20 protein-coding genes and 3 pseudogenes are annotated in these 21,185 nt (G+C 46.1%); 17 read left to right on the top strand and 6 right to left on the bottom strand.

Annotation, left to right across the window (positions count from 1 at the left end; translation table 11 throughout):
* The first annotated feature begins 32 nt into the window (after positions 1-32).
* From OC443_RS23620 to OC443_RS23600, 5 genes are all read left to right on the top strand, one after another.
* Positions 33-404: an iron-sulfur cluster assembly scaffold protein gene (locus OC443_RS23620; RefSeq protein WP_073582791.1), complete on the top strand. Its 372-nt coding sequence runs from the start codon at positions 33-35 to the stop codon at positions 402-404.
* Complete coding sequence (locus OC443_RS23615) at positions 401-1,606, top strand: cysteine desulfurase family protein (RefSeq protein ID WP_073582793.1); 1,206 nt, start codon at positions 401-403, stop codon at positions 1,604-1,606. The genes OC443_RS23620 and OC443_RS23615 overlap by 4 nt, the downstream gene beginning before the upstream one ends.
* On the top strand, positions 1,596-3,344 hold the full coding sequence (locus OC443_RS23610) for a fatty acyl-AMP ligase (RefSeq protein ID WP_073582795.1): 1,749 nt from the start codon (positions 1,596-1,598) through the stop codon (positions 3,342-3,344). Before OC443_RS23615 ends, OC443_RS23610 begins: the two co-directional genes overlap by 11 nt.
* Entirely contained in the window at positions 3,313-3,555 is a 243-nt protein-coding gene (locus tag OC443_RS23605) for an acyl carrier protein (RefSeq protein ID WP_073582797.1), read from the top strand. Before OC443_RS23610 ends, OC443_RS23605 begins: the two co-directional genes overlap by 32 nt.
* 180 nt (positions 3,556-3,735) lie before the next feature.
* Complete coding sequence (locus tag OC443_RS23600) at positions 3,736-4,617, top strand: AraC family transcriptional regulator (RefSeq protein WP_073582799.1); 882 nt, start codon at positions 3,736-3,738, stop codon at positions 4,615-4,617.
* On the opposite strand, the gene pulA is transcribed toward OC443_RS23600, so the two are convergent.
* The gene (pulA, locus tag OC443_RS23595; protein WP_073582801.1) at positions 4,533-8,087 is read right to left on the bottom strand and encodes a pullulanase-type alpha-1,6-glucosidase; all 3,555 of its coding nucleotides are present in this window, start codon (positions 8,085-8,087) and stop codon (positions 4,533-4,535) included. The genes OC443_RS23600 and pulA overlap by 85 nt on opposite strands.
* A 417-nt stretch (positions 8,088-8,504) precedes the next feature.
* Here pulA and OC443_RS23590 point away from each other — a divergent pair, with 417 nt between their 5' ends.
* On the top strand, positions 8,505-9,281 hold the full coding sequence (locus tag OC443_RS23590) for a lamin tail domain-containing protein (protein WP_073582803.1): 777 nt from the start codon (positions 8,505-8,507) through the stop codon (positions 9,279-9,281).
* A 234-nt stretch (positions 9,282-9,515) separates the two neighbouring features.
* Here OC443_RS23590 and OC443_RS23585 read toward each other — a convergent pair whose 3' ends face one another.
* A complete protein-coding gene (locus tag OC443_RS23585; RefSeq protein WP_073582805.1) occupies positions 9,516-9,716 on the bottom strand; it encodes a hypothetical protein in 201 nt (66 codons plus the stop codon).
* Between the two features lie 120 nt (positions 9,717-9,836).
* On the opposite strand from OC443_RS23585, the gene OC443_RS23580 reads away from it, so the two are divergent.
* The 7 genes from OC443_RS23580 to OC443_RS23550 all read left to right on the top strand — a co-directional run bounded on the left by OC443_RS23580 (position 9,837) and on the right by OC443_RS23550 (position 12,481).
* On the top strand, positions 9,837-10,103 hold the full coding sequence (locus OC443_RS23580) for a RebB family R body protein (RefSeq protein ID WP_073582807.1): 267 nt from the start codon (positions 9,837-9,839) through the stop codon (positions 10,101-10,103).
* Between the two features lie 46 nt (positions 10,104-10,149).
* Entirely contained in the window at positions 10,150-10,416 is a 267-nt protein-coding gene (locus tag OC443_RS23575; protein ID WP_073582809.1) for a RebB family R body protein, read from the top strand.
* A gap of 44 nt (positions 10,417-10,460) precedes the next feature.
* A complete protein-coding gene (locus OC443_RS23570; RefSeq protein WP_073582811.1) occupies positions 10,461-10,727 on the top strand; it encodes a RebB family R body protein in 267 nt (88 codons plus the stop codon).
* 115 nt (positions 10,728-10,842) lie between these two features.
* The gene (locus OC443_RS23565; protein WP_073582813.1) at positions 10,843-11,109 is read left to right on the top strand and encodes a RebB family R body protein; all 267 of its coding nucleotides are present in this window, start codon (positions 10,843-10,845) and stop codon (positions 11,107-11,109) included.
* Between the two features lie 69 nt (positions 11,110-11,178).
* Positions 11,179-11,631 (top strand): hypothetical protein, encoded by a 453-nt coding sequence (locus OC443_RS23560; protein WP_073582815.1) that lies wholly within the window; start codon positions 11,179-11,181, stop codon positions 11,629-11,631.
* A gap of 17 nt (positions 11,632-11,648) precedes the next feature.
* The gene (locus OC443_RS23555) at positions 11,649-11,963 is read left to right on the top strand and encodes a RebB family R body protein (RefSeq protein ID WP_073582817.1); all 315 of its coding nucleotides are present in this window, start codon (positions 11,649-11,651) and stop codon (positions 11,961-11,963) included.
* Between the two features lie 140 nt (positions 11,964-12,103).
* Positions 12,104-12,481 carry a hypothetical protein gene (locus tag OC443_RS23550; protein ID WP_073582819.1) on the top strand — a complete coding sequence of 126 codons (378 nt, stop codon included), beginning with the start codon at positions 12,104-12,106 and terminating at the stop codon, positions 12,479-12,481.
* Between the two features lie 24 nt (positions 12,482-12,505).
* Here the strand turns inward: OC443_RS23550 and OC443_RS23545 are convergent, their stop codons facing one another.
* Positions 12,506-12,868, bottom strand: coding sequence for a hypothetical protein (locus OC443_RS23545; protein WP_159440329.1), 363 nt, complete (start codon positions 12,866-12,868; stop codon positions 12,506-12,508).
* A gap of 206 nt (positions 12,869-13,074) precedes the next feature.
* Here OC443_RS23545 and OC443_RS23540 point away from each other — a divergent pair.
* Together OC443_RS23540 and OC443_RS23535 are read left to right on the top strand one after the other, a co-directional pair.
* Positions 13,075-14,469 (top strand): annotated as a pseudogene (locus tag OC443_RS23540) (P-loop ATPase, Sll1717 family); the annotation flags it as partial.
* 790 nt (positions 14,470-15,259) lie between these two features.
* Positions 15,260-15,361 (top strand): annotated as a pseudogene (locus OC443_RS23535) (helix-turn-helix domain-containing protein); the annotation flags it as partial.
* A gap of 148 nt (positions 15,362-15,509) precedes the next feature.
* Here OC443_RS23535 and OC443_RS23530 read toward each other — a convergent pair.
* Positions 15,510-15,926, bottom strand: a pseudogene (locus OC443_RS23530) (ISAs1 family transposase); the annotation flags it as partial.
* A 225-nt stretch (positions 15,927-16,151) separates the two neighbouring features.
* Between OC443_RS23530 and OC443_RS23525 the strand changes: the two are divergent.
* Positions 16,152-16,553, top strand: a complete 402-nt coding sequence (locus tag OC443_RS23525; RefSeq protein WP_073582825.1) for a hypothetical protein — start codon at positions 16,152-16,154, stop codon at positions 16,551-16,553.
* Between the two features lie 76 nt (positions 16,554-16,629).
* Complete coding sequence (locus OC443_RS23520; protein ID WP_073582827.1) at positions 16,630-17,511, top strand: endonuclease/exonuclease/phosphatase family protein; 882 nt, start codon at positions 16,630-16,632, stop codon at positions 17,509-17,511.
* 440 nt (positions 17,512-17,951) lie between these two features.
* Here the strand turns inward: OC443_RS23520 and OC443_RS23515 are convergent, their stop codons facing one another.
* Together OC443_RS23515 and OC443_RS23510 are read right to left on the bottom strand one after the other, a co-directional pair.
* Positions 17,952-18,521: a phage tail protein gene (locus OC443_RS23515; RefSeq protein ID WP_073582829.1), complete on the bottom strand. Its 570-nt coding sequence runs from the start codon at positions 18,519-18,521 to the stop codon at positions 17,952-17,954.
* Positions 18,511-21,132, bottom strand: coding sequence for a hypothetical protein (locus OC443_RS23510; protein ID WP_073582831.1), 2,622 nt, complete (start codon positions 21,130-21,132; stop codon positions 18,511-18,513). The genes OC443_RS23515 and OC443_RS23510 overlap by 11 nt, the downstream gene beginning before the upstream one ends.
* Positions 21,133-21,185: the final 53 nt, after the last annotated feature.

Here is a 21,185-nt window from a genome sequence, read left to right as displayed (position 1 = left end):
TGGCATGATTTTGATTTCATGGAGTAAATCTAATGTTTAATTCAATTCTTGTTCAACATTTTAGCTCTCCGACTCATCAGGGGGAACTGGCTGATCCGGATACTACGCTGGCATTAGGGAATCCGGTTTGTGGTGATAAAGTGAATATTGACCTCAAGTTTGCTGCTTCCGGGAAAGACGCTCAAATTATTCAGGCCCGTTTCCGGGCATGGGGGTGTGCTACGTCACTGGCAATGGCAAATGCTTTTTGCAGTTATGTTGAAGGCCGCTCCGTTGACAGCCTGACGGAACTAAAGGAACACGCTATCAGCGCGTTACTCGGTGAGCTTGAACCGTCGCAACAGCATTGCCTCGATATGCTCAATGAACTGTTTCAGCAACTGAAATCAATGGAGGTGGCATGAACGGTTATTTTGACTTTAATGCAACAACTCCGGTTTCTCCGGGCGTACAGCAGGCTGTGTCAGAGGCTTTCGGGTTATTTGGTAATCCTTCCAGCCGGTACTCATTGAGTTCACCGGTTCAAACCCTGATCTCTGAAACCCGGAAAAAAGTTGCACAGTTTTTGTGTTGTACCCCCGAAGAAATCATATTTACTTCCGGAGGGACAGAAAGTAACAATCTGGCGGTCAGAGGTGTCCTGGATCAATACGAGCCGGATCAGCTGTGTCGTCAGCATGTGATTTGTTCTGCGATAGAGCATCCTTCCATGATTGAATTGTTGCGCTGTTATGAGCGGAGACATGGTCTCAAGGTCAGTTTTATTAATCCTGATGCGGAAGGGCGGATTACGCTCAGTTCTGTTGAGAATGAGATCATCAGCGAGACGTGTTTGATCACGCTTATGGCGGTCAATAACGAAACGGGTGTGATTCAGCCTGTCGGGCCGGTTGCAAAACTGGCTCAGGCGCATGGCATCCATTTTCACGTTGATGCGGTTCAGGCTGTTGGAAAAATCCCGCTGGATTTGTCTGAACTTGGGGCGCAGACTGTCGCTTTTTCAGGGCATAAATTTTATGCACCTAAGGGGATTGGCGGACTATATTGCCAGACATCCTGTCGTTTGTTGCCACTGTTTGCTGGCGGAGGGCAGGAAAACGGCATGCGAAGTGGTACAGAAAATACGGTTGGTATCGCCGCATTGAAAGCTGCTGTCGAGGAGTGTGAATCCTGGCGGGATGAAAAACTCAAACAATTTGCTGAATTAAGATCGTTGGCATTATCACTGATACACCAGCATGGTTTATCTGCCAGGGTGATCGGCGCATCAAATCCGGAATATCAGGCACCATGGACGTTAAATCTGAGTCTGTCCGGTATCCGGGGAGAATCTTTAGCCACCCGACTGGACCTTTGTCATGGTATCTGTGTTTCCCTCGGGTCCGCATGCAGTAATAACAAAGAGAAAAGACATTCTCATGTTTTGAAAGCAATGGGTATCCCTGAGCAGCAAATTGATGGGGCAATACGGATTAGTTTTGGATACGCAACGACTGAAAGCGATGTGAAACATTTGGTTGATTCAATCGCAAAAGAAGTCGGTTTTTTACTGAGTATCTCTCCGGCAAAAACTCAGGAGAATGAGGAGCTGAGCCATGTTTATTGATCATGCGTCGACAATTCTGGACTGTCTGACTGGCTACAGAAATACGCATCCGAATGCGCTGGCTTATACTTTTTTGCCCGGAGGTAAACCGCAGGGAAAGGTTGTCACGGATTACCGGACTCTGGATGAACAAGCCCGAAAAATTGCTTATTCACTGGTAAAGCGGGGACTGGCAGGAAAAAATGCGATTTTGCTATATCCGGCCGGGCTGGAATTTATGTACGCATTATATGGCTGCTTTTATGCAGGGGTGGTGGCGATTCCCGGTAATTTGTCACGTAACAGCCATCATCTGATGCGTCTCAGAGATATTATCCGTGATGCTGGTGCCAGTGCCGTGCTCACAACGGCAGAGCTGAAAGATAGCATGATGTCCAAACTGGATTGTCCTGAGGTTGAATGGTTATCTTTTGAATCAGAAGACATGTGTATTTCAGCTGATTTATTCCCGGAAGTGAAAAGGGAAGATATAGCATTCATTCAGTATACCTCGGGTTCGACGGCTTCACCCAAAGGGGTCATGGTCTCTCATGGCAACTTACTGGCGAATATTATTGCTATCCGGGATACATTTGGAACCGGTGAGCATGTCCGTATTGGTGGATGGTTGCCTCAGTTTCATGATATGGGATTGATTGGTCATATTCTTCATGCAAGTGCCCTTGGCGGCCATTATGTTTTCATGCCGCCTTTATCTTTTATTCAGCGTCCGGTCCGCTGGCTTCAACTGATGTCTGATTATCACTGTGCTTTCTCGACGGTCCCGAATTTTGCCTATGACTTATGTGTGGATAAAGTTTCCCCTGAAAAACTGCAAGGGCTGGATTTTTCTCACTGGAAATGGGCCGGAAACGGAGCGGAGCCTGTTCAGGCGGAAACAATTGATGCTTTTACCCGGTTTCTGGCTCCCTATGGGTTCAGCCCGGCAGCAATGACGCCCTGCTATGGTATGGCTGAAACCACGCTGATGGTCTCTTCATCAACCGATGAAGAAGTGCCGGTTATTTGCGAGATCCCTGATTCGGATGTTTATCAGCTGGATGAATACTCCCAGTCGCAGGAGAGTCGGCAAAAAATGCAGCGTTTGGTGAGTTGTGGCCGGGTTGCCCCGGGGCATCGGATTGTTATTGTTCATCCGGAAACCAAACAGATTCAGGCTGAAGGTCAGATTGGTGAAATATGGGTGAGTGGTGACAGTGTTGCACAGGGATACTGGAATAATCCGGACAAAACCCGACAGGACTTCCACGCGTACACCGCCTGCGGACAAGGCCCGTTTTTACGGACAGGAGACTCAGGAATCACACAAGATGATCAGCTGTTTATATCAGGAAGGCTCAAGGATTTAATCATTGTCCGGGGGCGGAATATTTTTCCTCAGGATATTGAACGCAGCCTGGCCGATATTTCACCTTTATTCCGGAAGAATAAAACTGCCGCCATCCAGACCGGACAGGAAATTGTCCTGATTCAGGAAGTGGAAAAAGCCGCTTTAAAAAGTCCGGCACTGGCTGAAAGTATTTATCAGTCAGTGACAGCATTAACTCAGGCATACGAAGTATCGATCCGGGATTTAGTCTTGATTCCTGCAAATACACTCCCGATGACATCCAGTGGCAAAGTGCAGCGGGCTTTGTGCCGGAAAAGATATGAACAAAGTAATTTCAACGTTTTATGTAGTTTGATTTCAATAAAGGATTTCGAAGATGAAAGAAAAAAATCCAACTCAGTGGCTTAAAGATTATCTGGAACCTATGTTTCAGAAGAATAATTTACCTGTCAGTGTAGATACTTCTTTTGACAGTCTGGGATTAGATTCTGTGACCCGGGTTGAGATGATTGGAGGCCTGGAAGAAGCATTAGGCATGGATCTCGACCCGACTCTGGGATTTGAGTATCCGACAATTGCTTCCTTAAGTCAGTATGTTACTGCGCAGGGAAATGATTAATACTTCCCGGTTCATGCTGTTTGGGTAAACCCAGGCAGCATGATGACCCCGGTCTCTTCAGACTATCCGGGTATTGCCTGGTTAGATACTGATTATCATTTTTATTTATGAAGTGCATATATACAATCTGTTTGATAATATGCTTTATACGCAATCGTATTGGTATATGGAAGAGATCATATGCAGCTGGCAGACAAAGCGAAGGATCGCACTGTAGTTGATTTTAAAATGAATAATGGCTGGATGATTATTACCAGCTACAACGTTTCTACAGAATGTCATCGCCATATCGGTATTCAAATCAGCCTCTCTCTGCAGGCGAACAAGCTCAGAATGGAAACCGGTGCACATCGCTATGAAGCATTTGGCCTGATTGTTGACTCAGGTGTCAGACATAAAATGTACACGGAAAACATGCATTGCATGACATTGATTATTGAGCCCACATTTCCTGGTGTTCAGCTTTTGAGCTGCTTCATTCAGAACAGAAATATGGTTTGCCTGAGCCGGAAACAATCAGAAAAACTTGCTGTATTGTGTTTCCGTGCGATGTCTCATCCGGGACATTTAGATGTGGCGACAGTCATCGCAATATTAAACTCAGATTTTGAATATGAGTATTATCCGGATGTCCGGATTCAAAAAGCAATTCTGTTTATTGACTCACTTGAAACAAAAAAAATCTCCTCGCAGTCAATGTCAAAGTTGTTATGCCTGTCGGAGGGGCGTTTTTTACATTTGTTCAAGTCTAATACCGGCACTAATTTCAGACGTTATCTGCTATGGAAAAAATTACAGGGGGCCATATTTGATATTGGCAGTGATATGTCCCTGACCGAGCTCGCGATTGGTCACGGTTTTGCTGACAGTTCTCATTTTTGCCGGACCTGCAGAGAGATGTTTGGCGTCACGCCTTCCTGTGTGAGGCAGTTTATCCGGCAAAGTCGTCAGCTCCGCAAGCATGCGGAGCTGACACGTCATCCCCTTTTCTCAAACACAGCCACAGACCATGCCGGGACAGACAGCAGGTTTTCTTCAACCCTGGCAGTGTTTTGTCCGTGAACCGCAATTGAATCAGATCCCGCCAGCTGAGAAATGGTATGCAGTGTATAACCGGTGGCATCAAATCCGGCATAGTTGCTGATGGCTGACGGGGAAGCATTGATCACCACCAAAAGACCGGCTCTGTCGGGATCGATGCTGCTGTCGTGCAAACTGCCACTGTTATCAATTGCCATGACAATCAGGCCGGGAATCTGGTCCGGACCGGTGTTACAGAATCTGACCCGGTGTTTGATCTCGCTGCTCTTGCCTAAACTGAACAGCCCGGAAGAAGCGCGCAGGGCAACCAGCTCGCGGAAATAACGATCCATCGCGGCGATATTGTCCGGCGACGGTTTGGCATTGTCGCCGGCATTGTGCAGAATTTTTTCAATCATCGACCAGTTACTGCCGTCTTTATCTTCGCGGGGCAGGCCGCTGTTCCAGTTGCTGTCATTTTTGGTGAAATCGACTTTATTGAACCAGTCGCCGGAGTCGTAAGAGTCCCGCTGCATGGATTTGGAACGTAATAACTCGCTGCCCATATGAATAAAAGGTATCCCCTGACCAAGAATGGCAGTAGCGAGGCTGACGGCCTGCATCCGGGTGCGGGTTGCGGCACTGACGTCATAGGCAATCTTATATTGATTGTTATCCCACAGGGTTTGATTATCGTGTTTGGAGACGTAATTCTGCACTTCCCACGCATCCTGCGCGTACCCGGCGGGCTGGCCGTTGTAATCCACTTCTGACCCTTTCACCGTTTTTCCTTTACTGTCGGTGAAGACAAAATCTTTGAGATTACCGGCCATACCGAGCCGGATCAGATCGGCCAGATGCAGCGCTGTGGATTTCAGGGCCGGGAGCTGAGTATTGAGATTATTGACCTGCACATACACACCATTGCCGAAACCCTGATTAAGGCGCAGATCCTGATCGCTGTCGAACGGCCCGCCGCCGCGCACGGCATCACGCAGCCGGTCGGAGAAAGAGCCAATACCGGTACCGCCGAGATTCGCCTGAGTGGCCTGTACGAACATCCGGTCATCGGCGACTTCGCCGAAGTTCCAGCCTTCGCCGTAGAAATAAACCTGTGGATTGATCGCTCTGGCGGCGGCCAGCGTTTGCTTAATCTGAGCCAGCGGGTGATGCCCCATTAAATCCCAGCGGAATGCATCGATCTTGTACTGTTTGACCCAGACAGAAATGGAGTCATCGATCAGTTTGCCGAACATTTTATTTTCCGGCGCGGTATTGGAGCAACAGGTTGATTGCTCAACTGCCCCGGTGATCTCATTCAGACGCTGATAATACCAGGGAACAATCCGGTCAAGCACCGATGTATCGGCAATACCGGAGGCATTGGTGTGATTGTAAACCACGTCCATAATCACATTCATGCCAATCTCCTGTTTGATTGCCATTACCATTTTCCGGAATTCTTTAATCCGGCCCATACCTTCGGCTTGTGTAGCATAAGAGCCTTCCGGGACGGTGTAATGGAACGGATCATACCCCCAGTTAAAGGCATCAATATTCCGGACATGGCTGTTGAGACGCTGAACCACCGCATTTTCTTTATGATCCCTTGCGGTTAATGCCTGAAAGACCGAGGCTAAAGTTTCATCGCTGGTGCAGTAGTGACCGAAATCCGGATCATTGTTGATCGTGCCATCGAGCTGGCACAAAAATGAAAACCGGGTATCAATCGTCGCAATCCGGGTCGGATCTTCATTAATGGTGGCGATATCAAACACCGGCAGCAGGTGCAGATGCGTGACACCGGCGTCTGCCAGTGCCTTCAGGTGTTCGACCGGCACCGAGTCTGCCTGGGTAAAAGCCAGATATTTGCCGCGATATGCCGGGATGGTGGACCTGTCGGTGGATGAAAAATCCCGGACATGGGCTTCATAAATCACCAGCCCGGCCGGGTTATCCTGCGAATGCGGTGCTGTCAGTGCATCCCAGCCAGCAGGCTTGAGCGCCGGATCGGACAAGTCCACCACCTGACTGTATTGTGAATTCATCGACAGACTCAGCGAATACGGGTCTGAGACTTCATAGGTCTGAATTTGCTGTGTTGCCGGATGATAGACTTTGACCCGGTAGCGGTAATAATCACCGGCTGCCAGTGTGGTTTGTTCTGCCACCCAGCTGCCCGAAGCGTTGTCAAAATTCATCGCCATGGCTGCCTGCGCCTGCTTATCTGCCGTGTAAGGAATCAGTTGGACCTTCTGTGCTGTCGGTGCCCATAAACGAAACGTGGTCGTGCCGTCTTCATTGACAACCGCGCCGTATTCAAGCCTGCTGGCCGTTTGTGCATAAAGATCATCCAGCGCACTGGCGGGCTGAACCGCGGTGGCAAGAATGACGCCGCTGGCATCACTGGCGGTCACCAGTAACTGATCTTTGAGCAGGGTTTTCAGCGACACGCCATTGGCTGCAAAGTCAAAACTGAACCCGGTGAAGTCATCCTTCAGATGGGGCTTGGCGGTTTGCCAGCTGGTGTCGCCGGGGCGGGTTGAGGAAATGCTTCCGGTTGCGCCGGAAATCGTTTTGCTGTGGCTGTCATAACTCAGTTCACCGGTTTCTGAGTAATACAGCGTGACTTTTGTTGCGTCTGTCCGGTTAATCAGCAGGGTGTGCGCATCTGCAAAAATCGCACTGGCACCGCTGAGTTCAACCTGAGCTTCGGGGTGATGTGAGAGCGCCTGATAATACACTTTGTCTGTTCCTTTAAAAATAAAGCCAATCAGTCCGATGGCTGTGGTTTTATCCGGTTCAAATTTCAGGTCAGCCGTCTGATAGTTGCCACTGGTTTTATTATTAGGAATGAGATTGATACAGTGACCGGTTCCACCCGTTTTTTCGGCAGAAAGCACGGGAATATCCCAGTAGGCACCGTAAGTCTCACTGTATCCGGTGGGCGCAATTCCCGGCCATGTCGTATCACTTCCATTAAAATTAGTACAATTTGCGTCATTCCAGAGATGAAGTGTGAAATGATTGATGTCATTGTCAGTACTGTTGAGATAAATACGCGCGGTATTCTCCGGGACAGCGCCACCGGGAATCAGCTCAGGATAAACCGCAGCAACGCCCTGACGGGTGTACACCGCGTTGTGATCATCCGTTTGGGTGAAATCAAGGGTGGCATCGAAGTCACCCAACGGTTTTTCCCCGCCAATCCGCGGAATAAAATTGACACACTGAGTGGCATCGTCAATGACTGCCAGATCCCAGTAAACACCGTAATGCGGGTCAGTGCCGTCCGGCGACAGGCCTTTTGACCAGTCCGCCGCATCCGGATTGGTGGCCGCGTATGCATGGCAATGTTGATCATTCCAGACATATAAACTGGCCTGTTCATAGTCATCGTTATCCGCTTTGTAGTACACACGTTCGGTGTTGTGATTGCCGGTTGTGGCAGCAGTGTCAGTATCTGCCCCGTGACAGGCGCTCAGCAGCCCGGCCAGAATCAGCGGTATCATTATTGGGATACGGCGTTTTGCCAGAATGTTTCTGACCGGTAATAGCCTGTTGATGAGTTGATAGTTCACGTGATTTGTCCATTTAATTGTTGGTTGTAAACACCATCCTAAAAATGTCCTGCTGCTACAGAATGTGACCGGGTTTGCTGTTGTTTTTTTTCGGAAAATGAATGAATTTTTTATCAGGAATTATCACTTTATGCAGGCTGAGGCGATGTTACAGCGCACATGGTTTGCAGGCGTAGCCGGGCGGGTGAGATGAGGGTGCAATGAGTCTGATTTATCCTCTGTTTCACCGCAAAGTCCGGTGGTTTCGCCGTTAAATTCCGCCGGATTTTGCTTAGTATAGCGGTACATGTGTTTACCCAAACACAACCTCAAAAAAACCGATTATGGTCCGGAAAAAAGGAGCACACCGTGTCAGTGATTCATTGTCAGATCCGTCAGGATATGCAGAAAATAATTGATCAACTTCCCGGAAATGATTTGCCTTCTGTAAAGGCTGTCGATCAGGTCTGGGATGAGCTGAATCAGTTACAACTCAGACATCAGATTGAGATTTCTCACCTTCAGTTTAAAGGAGAGACCGATCAGCTTGATGAAACCATTACCATCAAAAACCGGGGAGCGTTGATTGCTGACCTGTCCGGCTGGACCATTGAAGCCGGTTCGCCGCATCAGCTGTATACCTTTCCGGAACATTCACTGCTGCATCCACACCGGCAGTTTATTGTTCATACCTCCGGGGCGCACTCCCATAGTTTTCAGTTTAATCATCCGATCTGGAATAACCGCGGGGATCTGGCGACTCTGAAAAATCATCACGGTGAGGTGGTTTGTCACTGGGCTTACGGCCTTGCTGCCCACTCAGATGTGATCATTAGCTATATCAACGCGGATGGGCATGATGGCCGGGGTGAAGGCGATGAGTTTGTTGAAATGACCAATACCTCTGACCATATTGTGGATCTGAGTGGCTGGCAGGTCACGTCTGTCCGCAATGATACAAGTTTTACTTTTCCGGAAAAAAGTGTGCTTCGGCCCGGTGTTTCACTGAAGATTTTTACTGGTAAAGCCAGGCTGGAGGAAAATGAATATAGTTTTAACAGCCATCGTGCTATCTGGAATAATCAGGACGGCGGGGCAGAACTGATTGATTATCAGGGGAGCACCGTTTCTGTGTATCACTATTGATTGTTATTTAAATTGCCATTGAACCGGCAATCCTCTTTTTCTTCCTCTTTCCGGCCTCTCCTTTCCAGGGGAGGCATGATCACTCACTATTGATTGATTACTCCCGGCATTTAGTCCGTGTTTCACCATTCTTCCTGTTTTCTCTTCTTTGGTTTTGTATCCCCAAACAATTTCCCTGATTCATCTGAAATATGCTTCTTCAGCTTGTTTGGGATATCAGATTCTATTTATTCACTAAGTTGCATTGATTTGCCGGAAAACCTCCGTGATTTCGCGGAGAGAGTCTGCCGCTTTTCGCCAATAATAAACCTCAGAACGCACCTGAAGCGAACCGCCATGCCTGAGCAGGGGATTTCGCTGAAAGGCAAGAGTGCTATACAGCAGAGAGAAAAGAATACGCATTGTTGGATGAATGCCGTCAGAGCTGCCGGACATCTGACTCAATCGCCATCAGATACAGAAATTGGGTAAATCACTTTATCCATCATGACGTGAAACCACGTCATACATTAATAAGCTAGCGATAGCTTAATCACTTCTATACAGGAGAAAACTATGCCAAGTACAGTAGATGGTTCAATTACAGATTCTGTCACTCAGGTGAATACAAAAGTTTTGGGTGATACACCTGCGACAGCGATGGGAAATCTGATGATGCCTACCAGCCAGTCGCTCAGTGTAGCCGCTCAGAACCTGGTCACAGGTCAGCAACAAGCCAATGTGATGTATCAGGCTGCGACTGTGCAGGGAATCAATGCATTAATGAATACGGGTGAAGCGGTGACAGGAAAAGTCACTCAACAAATTATTACCCGCCGCTAAGGCTTACTTGTCTCATAAATCATACTAATCAATAAGGAAAATTATCATGCCAAATTATGTGAATGAAGCGATTACAGACTCCGTAACTCAGGCGAATACCAAAGTTCTGGGTGATGTGCCTGCAACTGCAATGGGCAACTTAATGATGAGCACCAGCCAGGCATTAGGTGTGGCCGCTCAGAACTTAACGATGGGACAGCAACAGGCTAATGTGATGTGGCAGGCTGCAACAGTTCAGGGAATTAATGCACTGATGAATACCGGTGAAGCCGTTACAGGTAAAGTCACTGATAACATTATCACAGGCCGTTAACCGGAACTTCCCGTCACTAATATGAATCAATAAGGACCAAAATCATGCCAGATTTAGTCAATTCTGCGATTACAGACTCAGTGACACAAGCAAATACGGAAGTGCTGGGAAGTGTACCGGCGACCGCCATGGGTAATCTGATGATGAGTACCAGCCAGTCGATGAGCGTTGCAGCTCAGAATCTGGTCACGGCTCAGCAACAGGCCAATATCATGTGGCAGGCCGCCACCGTGCAGGGAATTAATGCACTGATGAGTACCGGTGAAGCTGTGACAGGGGCAGTCACCGAAGAAATCATCACGGGCCGTTAACCCGGTTTTTCCGGCAACTGTAACGATCGGTTTATAGAAACGATCGGTTTATAGAAACGATCGGTTTACAGGAACGAACAGTTTATAGTAACTATCTGTTAATAAGGACAAAATTATGCCAGACACAGTGAATGGCGCGATTACAGATTCTGTAACGCAAGTGAATACCAAAGTTCTTGGTGATGTACCCGCAACCGCAATGGGCAACCTGATGATGAGTACCAGTCAGGCGCTGGGCATTGCGGCACAAAACCTGACCACAGGTCAGCAACAGGCGAATGTGATGTGGCAAACTGCAACGGTACAGGGCATCAATGCATTGATGAACACTGGTGAAGCTGTTACAGGTAAGGTTTCCGGTAACATTATTGCTGGCCGGTAATCATGATACAGAGTTCAGAGGGAGAGCCCTCTGAACTTCTTTTTCAGTCAGGTAAAGAGGAGTCTGTTCATGGGAGCAGGACAGGATAATTCACCAGATCCCGGTCAGGGTGATATCAAAAAAGACAGGGAGCAAACTGCTAATATTGCTGATAAGTCACTGGCGCAGTCCGGCGCTCTGGCTGTGCAGGATGCAGCCAATTCTTATCGTGATATGAATACCCTGTTGACGACGGCCAGCGGGGTTGCACTGGCGAACTTTATTGAAACCGGAGATGCGCAGTACCTCAAAGCATTAGATACGATCAATCATCAGGCGCAGGCATCAAAAAATAACTTCATCGATTTATATACCCAGGTGAATCAGGCCCGGCAGGGCAGCCAGATCAACAGGGGTCCGGAAAATACAGCCCCAAAAAAAGAGGCAGATCATCTGGGTGATACGATAAAAAATGCCACGCCGGAGCAGAGACAGGCTGCAATTGATGCTTTGAAGAACAAACCGGAGACACCTGAGAAATAATTTTTTGGAGAATAATCATGAGAAATGACACACAAGGTGAAGATGACTGTTTGCCGGAAAGACAATACGCCCCGGAAAACTACTCCCTGGATATGGTTGATACGATTTTCGCCGATACGCTTTCCAGAGGGATGCAAAATGCCATCGTCTCTCAGCAAAATGCACAAATGGCGTCTTCCAGTGCGGTCACCAGTGCCTGTGCGCGGATTCTTCAGGCACAGGCGAAAGTCGCGGTAAAAAAAACTGACGATGAAGAGAGCGACAAACCAGGAGCGCAGGAAGGCGAAAACAAACAGAATGTGTGTAAGAAAAAAAAGAGACAGTGGCTGTAGCTTCACCTGAAACTACCGCCAAACCCCTGCCAGCGCATACATTGTTGGGACTTGGGCTGATGCTTTCTCTGGTGTTGGTCAGTCTGAGTTCTCTGATGATCTGACAGCATACTGATGTCAGCAAAGGAAAAGGAATTGTTATGACAGCCGAACCCACTTATCAAACCAATGACTCATCTCAGGCCGGTGAACATTCTGACGACCGGCATGACCGGAACACGCGGACGGATTCACACGATGAATCCGATCGTTATACACCCCGCAGTGCTTCCCGGCTTTCCGGTTTGAAACTGCCGGAGATTGACTTTGAAGCATTTCAGTCTTCACTGTATGAGCAAATCAATACATTACACGAACAATTAGTTGAGATGCGGGCGACACAGGAAGCGCATCTGGCTGAATTAATGAATATGCAGTCGGAGCAGAGAGAAGCCCTGAACAGTATGTTCGGTTCTGCCGGTCAGTCTGCCGAAATCCCGGAGGCCGGGGAGCAGGAAGCGGAACAGGATGACGGATAATTTGTAGTCGCTCAGGTCGGAGCTTTATTGAGAAAAATCGCCGGATGCCGGCGATTTTTTTGTGTCTGTTCCTGCTGGATTTATCGCTGGCGCATCTTTTGTGGATGCCTTTGCTGGCGTGGGATGGTTTGGTGCGCTATTGAGTGAGCCGGTTTCAGCGGGCTTTTGGTGCTCGCGCCCCAGATACTCTTTCAGGGATGAAAGCGTATCCAGAAAATCCTTTTGGTGGTCGCTGGCCGGAGCGGTTTTATTCGCCCTCCATGGCTCAAAAAACCTGAAAAATCCATCCGGGATTTTTCTCCTGAGTGAGTGGGATTCGTTGAATAGTCTGGTTAACCCTTGTTCCCACGGTCCTCCGTGGGAATACATACTGAATATAAGCATCATTGACATAAACGCATTGAAATTCATCAAACCATCGTTGGCGATACAAACGTCTTAGCAGTAGCGACTTCGTCGCAGTTTTTGGAAAAACTTGCATTTTTGGCCTTTACCCACGTGAGTTCATAAAGTTGTGATGTGTATGAAAGTCATGAATAAAAACTCGTGGCATATTTGTCTTTTATTGATAAAAACTCAAAAAATAACTTTATATGAAGAGCAATATATTAGGTGATATTCGGGCAGAGAACGATGGGAGCATGCTTGACCAAGCATTTTTTGAGACACCAGACTACAAGTCACTGCTAGAGTCTAACGACAGGTGTATCGTAGTCGGTCGTCGTGGCACTGGTAAAAGCGCTTTAGTACATAAAATTAATGCTCACTGGCATAAGCAAAAAAACAAATTTGTTATTAGCTTAGCCCCCAAGGAAGATCAAATTATTGGACTTAGAGGCCTATTTGATACTTTTGGTGACAACTTTATTCACATTAGAGCAGCGGCAAAAATAGCTTGGCGGTATGCTCTATTAATGGAGATAACGTCAAAATTAAATAGTCACTTTCGCCTAAGAAAGATTATAGAAAGGTCAAACTTAAATCAATTTATCAAAGAATGGGGAAGCCCAGACCAAAATATTGCATTAAAGTTAAGGCTAAATCTAAGAAAGGTGGTAGATAAAGAACTATCTCCAGAGGAAAACATTGCAGATCTAGCATTCAAACTCAAGTTAGACTTAATTGAACGAGAGATTCTTAATGTTATAAAAGACTCAAAATATGAAGTAATAGTATTAATTGATAGGCTAGATGAAGGTTATACGCCAGACCCTCTAGGTATTGCTATTGTCAACGGATTCGTTCAGTCAAATATTGATATCAATACTACCTTTCACAAGCATATAAGAGGAATAGTATTTTTACGAGATAACATGTATCGCTCAATAGCAGTGAAAGACCCAGACTTTACTCGAAATATTGAAGGGCAAATTTTGAGGCTTCATTGGGATGAATATGGCCTCTTTAACATGGTATGTAATCGTATACGAGTAGCGAAAAATTCAACGTTAGAGAATAATACAAAACTATGGAGTAGGTTCACTGCAAGAGAAATGAAGGGTCGAGAAGGGTTTCGGTTAGCTTTACGATTAACGCTATATAGGCCTCGAGATATATTAGTATTGTTGAATAACGCATTTTTAAATGCTAACTCTCAAGATCGTGAAGAAATTATCATGGAAGATATAGACCTCTCTGCCAAGTCCATTTCAGATAATAGGCTTTATGATTTACAGAAAGAGTATGAGAGTATTTTTCCAGCGCTTCGATTGTTTACAACTGCATTCTCCACAATGCCTGCTGAGATTACCATAAGTAAAGCACGTCAAATCGTACTTCCAATTTTAGCAAAAGACGACTATGAGCTTTCTTTGCAACGTGATGTTATTATCATGGAAAATCCAGTTCAAGTTCTTCAAAGACTATATGGCATTGGTTTTTTAGGCGTAAAAGATACTAAAAGCACATCATATATTTTTTGCCATGACGGGAGAGATCCAACTAAGGAAATCACTGACGATACAACATTTTTGATTCACCCTTGTTATTGGCTAGCGTTAAATATTCATGAGCAAGCACTAGAAAAGCACATGGCAGAAGAGATATATGATGAGTATGATATTGAAATAAGCTCAATTAGTGAAGAACAAAGAGCAACGAGAATAGGCCAATTAATTGAGGAAATAAAATGTATCGAAATTGGTCGAAAAGGCTGCCATGATTTTGAGGATTGGTGTCATAGAGCAATAAAATTAATTTTTGCTGGCTCTCTTTCCAACGTAGAAATTCACCCAAATAAAAATGGTAGGCAACAAAGGGATATAGTCGCAACAAATATGGCATCTACGCCAGTTTGGGATAGAATTTTAAGGGACTATGACTCTAGACAAATTGTTTTTGAAGTAAAGAACTTCGTCGATATAAATGCAGATGAATACCGACAGATGAATACATATCTAGCAAATGATCATGGAAGAGTTGGTTTTTTTGTTAGTCGATCTGATAACAATAATTTAGAAAGAGGTAAAGAGCTAGATTGGGCTCAAGAGCTATATTTTAATCAAGGTAAGAAAATTGTAATTAAATTATCTGCGAACTTTTTAACTAAGCATTTATCTAAGTTAAGGAGTCCTCAGAAGCATGATGCCGCCAATAATGAGCTAAACAAACTATTGGATACATATATCAGACAGTATTTAATTTTGAAGTCAAAGTAGCTGATACAAGATGAAATGAATTAGTCACGACTTAATCTGACACATCTTCTTGAAAAATTGAGAGTTACCCGTTTTGATAAAGGTGCTGAATCTTTAATCAAACAAAAAAGAGGTAACTCTCATGCTTCATACTAACAATCCCATTATCAAACACAAAGCGGGTTTATTAAATCTGGCGGAAGAATTAGGCAATGTGTCCAAGGCATGTAAGATTATGGGCGTATTGCATATTCCGGAGCAATCCAGCCACCGATTCAGGAGTAATCCGGACACTTGTTCCGTTTTAAACCGGACACCTTTTCCGGGATCCCTGTGTGTCAACCTGCTATTGAACCACCCGCTTTTGAGATAACATACAAATCAGGGTGAAAAAGGAGTTCATGATGCCAAAGAACACAACTGTTGAGCCGCAGGTCAAAATCCCGATCATCCCGGTTGTATGAGCCGCATAGCGTCTTGCCATCTATGGCAACGATCTGACCGTCAGTTAAAGCGTGCACCGCAGACATTCAGTTGATAAAACAGGCGTAAAATGGCTCTGGCTTCATTCTGGAGATAATACGGGCTATCGTATCATCGGCAGGAATACCTTGAATAAACATACTATGACGCTTAAACCACTCATGGTGGCCAAGAATGTATTCGCGTATATCAAACCATCCTTTCGCGCCTGCGATGACAGCACACCAAGAGCCAAATAGTACTTCAAATAAGCAATAGGTTACCTTTGCTGACTGGCGGTCATCTGTCACTGCGTGAAAGTACGCTTTAAACTCGTCGATATACATTTAGGAAGCTCTCTTTGCTTGAAAAGAGCGTATATGATCACAGGTAAATATGATCGTCAAATCGATCAATTAAATTGGTTAAGATATGTTCACGATCTTGCACTGGGGTGCGATCCCACCCTGATGTAATAGAGTGTAATATTTTTTTTTGTTATTTGTGTTTAAATTTGTATCGTTCAGTTATCTAGAACATAAAAAACTGTTGAGCCTAATAGGAGGGTAAATATGTCGAATTTTTCTTGTTATATTACTATTATTAATAATTCAAGCATCGAATTTAAAAATGGTAAAAGTGAATGTAGTTGGGGCGAATATGATTCACGGCCAAAAACTAATTTAAAATTAAAAGATAAAACTCAATTTCGACTTAAGGATACTACTGGACCTCACGGCTCTACTGGATTGACAAAGTATGATGTTGGTGAAGGCGTTATTCAGTTTAATTACGACTGTCCATATGGTGACTCTTCTAATGAATTGTCTTTTGATAACGGTGGTACGGACTTGACTATTAATTTTTATGGGTCGAATAAAGCCGGATATTTAGACTCAATACCTGATAATGAAGAAGGGCAGTATCCATCAAGCGGTCATCCTTTAAGTGGTATATTTATTATTACTGACTAGTCGCAGATTTAAAAATAACTGTATGTTGCTTATATATTGAAGCAACATACAGTATTTAAAATATAAAGGTAAATATATGATGAGCTCATTAAAAATCACAACGTATAATACACACCTTTTTTTAGGGACTGCTCTTGGTGCAGCGCCTGAATATGAAGATGAGACTAGGCTAGAGATGTTGATTAAACAATTACGCAAATCAAAATCTGATGTCATCACTCTTTGTGAAGTATGGGCGGACTCTAGTAAAGAAAAATTAATAAAAGAGTTATGTGGAAAATTCCCTTATTCATATTATCCAAAAAAAAAGAATAATCCACTTAAGTTAGGGGCAGGTTTATTATTATTGAGTAAGCATGAAGTTATTGATAGCTCATTTACTCAGTTCGAAGATCTTGTTAGTTCAGACAGGTGGAGTCAAAAAGGATTCATTGAGGCTAAATTGAAATATGGTCCTAATGATTTAATATATATACTAACAACTCATACACAGTCAGGTAATAATTCTGACGAAATTCAAGCTAGGAAAAATAATTTCCAACAAATATATAACTCGATAAGAGATATTAACCTTTCTATTCCAGTTTTTGTAACTGGAGACTTTAATGTTATTGGTGAATATCATAAAGGTGCTGAAACAGATGAATATAGGACACTCAAAAAAAATTTTGGGGTTCAGGGTTTCGTTGATGCATATAGGACATTATATAAACAAGCTAAAATTAATCATGGTTTTACATATAATGGTTATAAAAATAAACTGATACCTATTTTTGAGCCTAAAGATTATAACGTACAACAAAGGTTAGATTATATTTTTATAAATCAGGCGGCGGCTAATGTGGTGATTGATGACTTGAAGGTAGATAAAAACTATCTGTATTCGGATACTAAAGAGCCAAGATTGATGGATATTTCTGATCATTACCCTATAAGTGCTAAATTTAGTTTCCTTTAAGGGCATCGTTCCCAGTTATTTCTCGAGTTATTTCTCGCGTCTGTCCCTGCTATTTTTTGTTTCGCGATCTTATCGCTGGCACATCTTTTGTGGATGCCTTTGCTGGCGTGGGATGGTTTGGTGCGCTATTGGGTGAGCCGGTTTCAGCGGGCTTTTGATGCTCGCGCCCCAGATACTCTTTCAGGGATGAAAGCGTATCCAGAAAATCCTTTTGGTGGTCGCTGTCCGGAGCGGTTTTATTCGCCTTCCATGGCTCAAAAAACCTGAAAAATCCATCCGGGATTTTTCTCCTGAGTGAGTGGGATTCGTTGAATGGTTTGTATGGACAATATCTCCATCTCAACGACAAGTTTCGGGTAATGTGAGACCCAGGCTTTAGCTGCAACTAATGAATAATCCGGACAGGCACACCAGAACAACCCTGGTGCGCCCTTACAGGATTAACGAGCCTTAATCAGCCAGTACACAAACGTATTGACCGGGCGGACTTCCGTTGTGCTGATATATTTACCTTGCGGCTGGCTTATTTCAGTGGTGGTGAAGTCTTCATCCACAGCAGAAATGGCTTCGCCCATCGGTGGATCTGAAGGGGTGTTGACCCCTGAGCCTTTATGCTGATACTGATGCTCATGCTCGATGAGTGCATAATCCTGACGGGAACCGACCTGATTCTTGCTGCCATGTTCTGGCGCGGTTCGATTTTCCGTACTGCCGGGAAAATGGCTGCCGTCATCCACGCCTCTGAGAAACGTCCCCTGATAATCCGGTACGGCAAATTTGGTCTTGCCATCTCCGCCGTAGCGGTTACTTAGCGCGGCAAACAGCTTTGGATAAACCGAGATGTTGACGGCCGCGCCGTTGCACAGCAGCCAGTCAAATGGCTGAGGGGCTTCTGCGGGAGCCGTTTCCACGACGCCGGCATAAGCAATCACGGCACCGATGGGGCTGGAAGGGGCGGTTTCTGCCGGCGGAAATGAAACCACAATCCCGCTTTCATGTTTATCGGTCATGGTCTAAATAATCCTCTAAGTCGCGTCCATGATCATCACCTAATACGGCCATGGTCGTGGGCAGGGTGATGTGCCAGTCATGATCCCGGTCGTCCTGCTCAGAACGGTTGATGCTAAAGCGCTTATAGTCGGCTGCGATGGCTTCTGACTGGCGGTTGACCGGGGTGTATTGTTCTTCGCCATGCCAGATTTTCCCGGTATCGAGGAAGTATAAAAACCGCATCACACAGTTCTTCTCCACCGGCACATAGAGCCGGGCCTGTGTGGCGGTCAGGAAGTCTTTTAAATAGACCGGTGCATCTAAGGCCGCCAACAGTTCAGTCGTTGCTTTGAACGGGTCCACACTGGCGGATGCGCTGTCATTTTTCGCTGAACGGTCATTTTCTGGTGAACTATCATCTTTGAGTGAACCCCTGTATAAGACAATACAGAGGTTTTCCCAGTCCAGCACGCTGCTGGCATACTGCTCGAAAGGCATGGGCTCGTGCGGGTAAGACATATCATCGCCGATTTTTTCCATCGCCTGATGATATAACGCCATCATCCCCTGATGGATGACATAGTTTTTCATCAGCGCACGGGTCATGGGGGTTGCTGATTGTTTCAGTAACGTTTCGGCTTCTTTCCGGCGCTTCAGGTAATCCTCAAGCTGGGTTTGATAACCGGACTGCAGTGCCTGCCAAACCTCAAATTGCCAGCGGGAAAATACTTGCGGCTGACAGTTGTATTCGGCGCAGATCTGTATCGTATATTGCACCGGGGCAGACAGCGTGGTCTCACCGGTGGCTGCTGGTGGCGTTGCCAGAATGGAGACCGGGATCTCATCACTCAGGGGGAGCGTTGTTGAACCTGATTTAGCCGGGAACGTACAGTTGCCTGAGGCTGATTTTTGAACCTGACCGGCCACATTGATTTGGTACTGATAACCTTCAGCCGCTGACAGGCAGACCGTGATTTTTGTGGCCTGATAGCCCTCCGGCACCGGCATCATCAGGGTGGTTGCACTTTTATCACTGGTCTGACTCAGTGAGCGGACACAGGTTGGTGCCGGTGGCGGCGGGAGGTCTGAGACATCAAACTGAGCGGCCAGCGATAAATAGTCCGGACATTGCGGCGTTTTTTTCGTCTGTGCCGTTGTTTCTGACCGCTGACCACCGGTCTGGCTACTGGTGATCTCCGGTGTGATCTCGCGAAAGTCGCTGACGCCGGATTTCGCCAGCGTTTTGGGTGCCTGCAGATTGAGTAAATCTTTCAGGCCGGCAAAGTCACCCAGATCGGCACTTTCAATCGGGCAGATGATTTCAATCAGCAGCCGGTTGTCAGAAGATGAGGCGCTGACTTTATAGCGTTTGTTCAGCCAGAAATAAAAGCCATTGATTCTGTTCGGAGTCTGATTGGAAAACTCGTGGGTTGAGGTCAGCTCGCGCTGAATAATTGATTGCTGCTCCCGGCGCTGATTGACATCTTTCACCGCACTGGCTTTACTTTCGGCCAGCACCTGCTGAATAAAATCTTCATGTTTATCCACGCCTGTGCTTAGCGGGGTGTCGGTGATCGTCCATCCGCCGGAAGTATCGGATTCATTGCCGGGGTTATAGCCCGTCTTGTACTGATTAAAGGCGGTTTCCTGCTGTTTTTTTGCCATCACCTGCTGAACATAAGTGCCGAGATCCTGATCCAGCCGATGCTGGCTGGTGTCATGTCCTTTACTGTCTGTGTCCTGATAGTGATCGTGCTGGTGGGTGTGGGTGACTTCTCTGCAGACCTGGGTTCTTGTTTCTCCGGGCAAAATGGTTTCGACCTTTTGCAGTTCGCCCACTTCATAGCCCGCCAGACGATAGCGGAACAGATTCAGTATCCCCAGTGCGTAATAGCGGGCGCTCCCCTGTGGCGAGGTAGCGGGTGTATCCGGGGGGAAAGTTGTGGTTGTCGCTGGTGGTTGTGACGTCTGACTTTTCTCTGCATCACTCTGAGCCGGAAGCGGAAAAATCGCATCAGGCAGCAGCACACTGGCCTGCCACCAGAGTGCCAGCAGCGTATCATTCACCGGTTTACTTTTTTGTGCGGCCTGATTATAGCGCAGCCCGATATGAATCTTGCGCAGCAGTGACAACAACTGATCCAGCCATGCATATTGGTAGTCAATCTGAATCACCAGTGCCAGCACGCTCCACCAGAGGGACTGAGTCAGCTGGTTCAGTTCTGCCTGTGTGACTTTTTGCTGATCGACATTTACGATATGACCCAGTGCTTCTGCCTGATCGTTCGATGGGTGATCCAGCGGGAAGTTCATTAACGGTTCAGACCAGGCTGGCAGCTGTGCCGCAGATCCAATATAACCGGTCAAGTCGCCCGGTTTTGCGGGTTGGGAAATAAACTCAGCGGCCCACTTTTCGATGTCACGCCGGTTGCCTGCCTGTCTGGCTTTAGACAAATCCGTGAACGTTGTCGTGCTGGTCAGTGCCGCCGGGATCGTGATGAAGACATTGTTCACCACCGATGGCGGGACATCCGGAACTTCTCCCTGATGGAAATAAGGAAACAGATTCTGATAATCAGTTCTGACCTCATTGCCGGTAAAACTATTCAGATAAGATTGATCATGACGCATGATGATTCTCGTATGGTGTCGGACAGATTATTGATCGTAAGCGCTTCAGGCGG

This window comes from Vibrio quintilis (assembly GCF_024529975.1).
Classification (GTDB): domain Bacteria; phylum Pseudomonadota; class Gammaproteobacteria; order Enterobacterales; family Vibrionaceae; genus Vibrio; species Vibrio quintilis.
Note: the sequence above shows the minus strand (reverse complement) of the source record. Positions and strands in the feature narration are given on the sequence as shown.

Coding starts and splice junctions, on each gene's coding strand:
- OC443_RS23575 (WP_073582809.1), top strand. CDS start 10,150: ATGCCAAATTATGTGAATGAAGCGATTACAGACTCCGTAACTCAGGCG.
- OC443_RS23615 (WP_073582793.1), top strand. CDS start 401: ATGAACGGTTATTTTGACTTTAATGCAACAACTCCGGTTTCTCCGGGC.
- OC443_RS23545 (WP_159440329.1), bottom strand. CDS start 12,868: ATGATGCTTATATTCAGTATGTATTCCCACGGAGGACCGTGGGAACAA.
- OC443_RS23570 (WP_073582811.1), top strand. CDS start 10,461: ATGCCAGATTTAGTCAATTCTGCGATTACAGACTCAGTGACACAAGCA.
- OC443_RS23600 (WP_073582799.1), top strand. CDS start 3,736: ATGCAGCTGGCAGACAAAGCGAAGGATCGCACTGTAGTTGATTTTAAA.
- OC443_RS23510 (WP_073582831.1), bottom strand. CDS start 21,132: ATGCGTCATGATCAATCTTATCTGAATAGTTTTACCGGCAATGAGGTC.
- OC443_RS23565 (WP_073582813.1), top strand. CDS start 10,843: ATGCCAGACACAGTGAATGGCGCGATTACAGATTCTGTAACGCAAGTG.
- OC443_RS23605 (WP_073582797.1), top strand. CDS start 3,313: ATGAAAGAAAAAAATCCAACTCAGTGGCTTAAAGATTATCTGGAACCT.
- OC443_RS23555 (WP_073582817.1), top strand. CDS start 11,649: ATGAGAAATGACACACAAGGTGAAGATGACTGTTTGCCGGAAAGACAA.
- OC443_RS23580 (WP_073582807.1), top strand. CDS start 9,837: ATGCCAAGTACAGTAGATGGTTCAATTACAGATTCTGTCACTCAGGTG.
- pulA (WP_073582801.1), bottom strand. CDS start 8,087: ATGATACCGCTGATTCTGGCCGGGCTGCTGAGCGCCTGTCACGGGGCA.
- OC443_RS23525 (WP_073582825.1), top strand. CDS start 16,152: ATGTCGAATTTTTCTTGTTATATTACTATTATTAATAATTCAAGCATC.
- OC443_RS23620 (WP_073582791.1), top strand. CDS start 33: ATGTTTAATTCAATTCTTGTTCAACATTTTAGCTCTCCGACTCATCAG.
- OC443_RS23520 (WP_073582827.1), top strand. CDS start 16,630: ATGATGAGCTCATTAAAAATCACAACGTATAATACACACCTTTTTTTA.
- OC443_RS23550 (WP_073582819.1), top strand. CDS start 12,104: ATGACAGCCGAACCCACTTATCAAACCAATGACTCATCTCAGGCCGGT.
- OC443_RS23585 (WP_073582805.1), bottom strand. CDS start 9,716: ATGTCCGGCAGCTCTGACGGCATTCATCCAACAATGCGTATTCTTTTC.
- OC443_RS23560 (WP_073582815.1), top strand. CDS start 11,179: ATGGGAGCAGGACAGGATAATTCACCAGATCCCGGTCAGGGTGATATC.
- OC443_RS23610 (WP_073582795.1), top strand. CDS start 1,596: ATGTTTATTGATCATGCGTCGACAATTCTGGACTGTCTGACTGGCTAC.
- OC443_RS23515 (WP_073582829.1), bottom strand. CDS start 18,521: ATGACCGATAAACATGAAAGCGGGATTGTGGTTTCATTTCCGCCGGCA.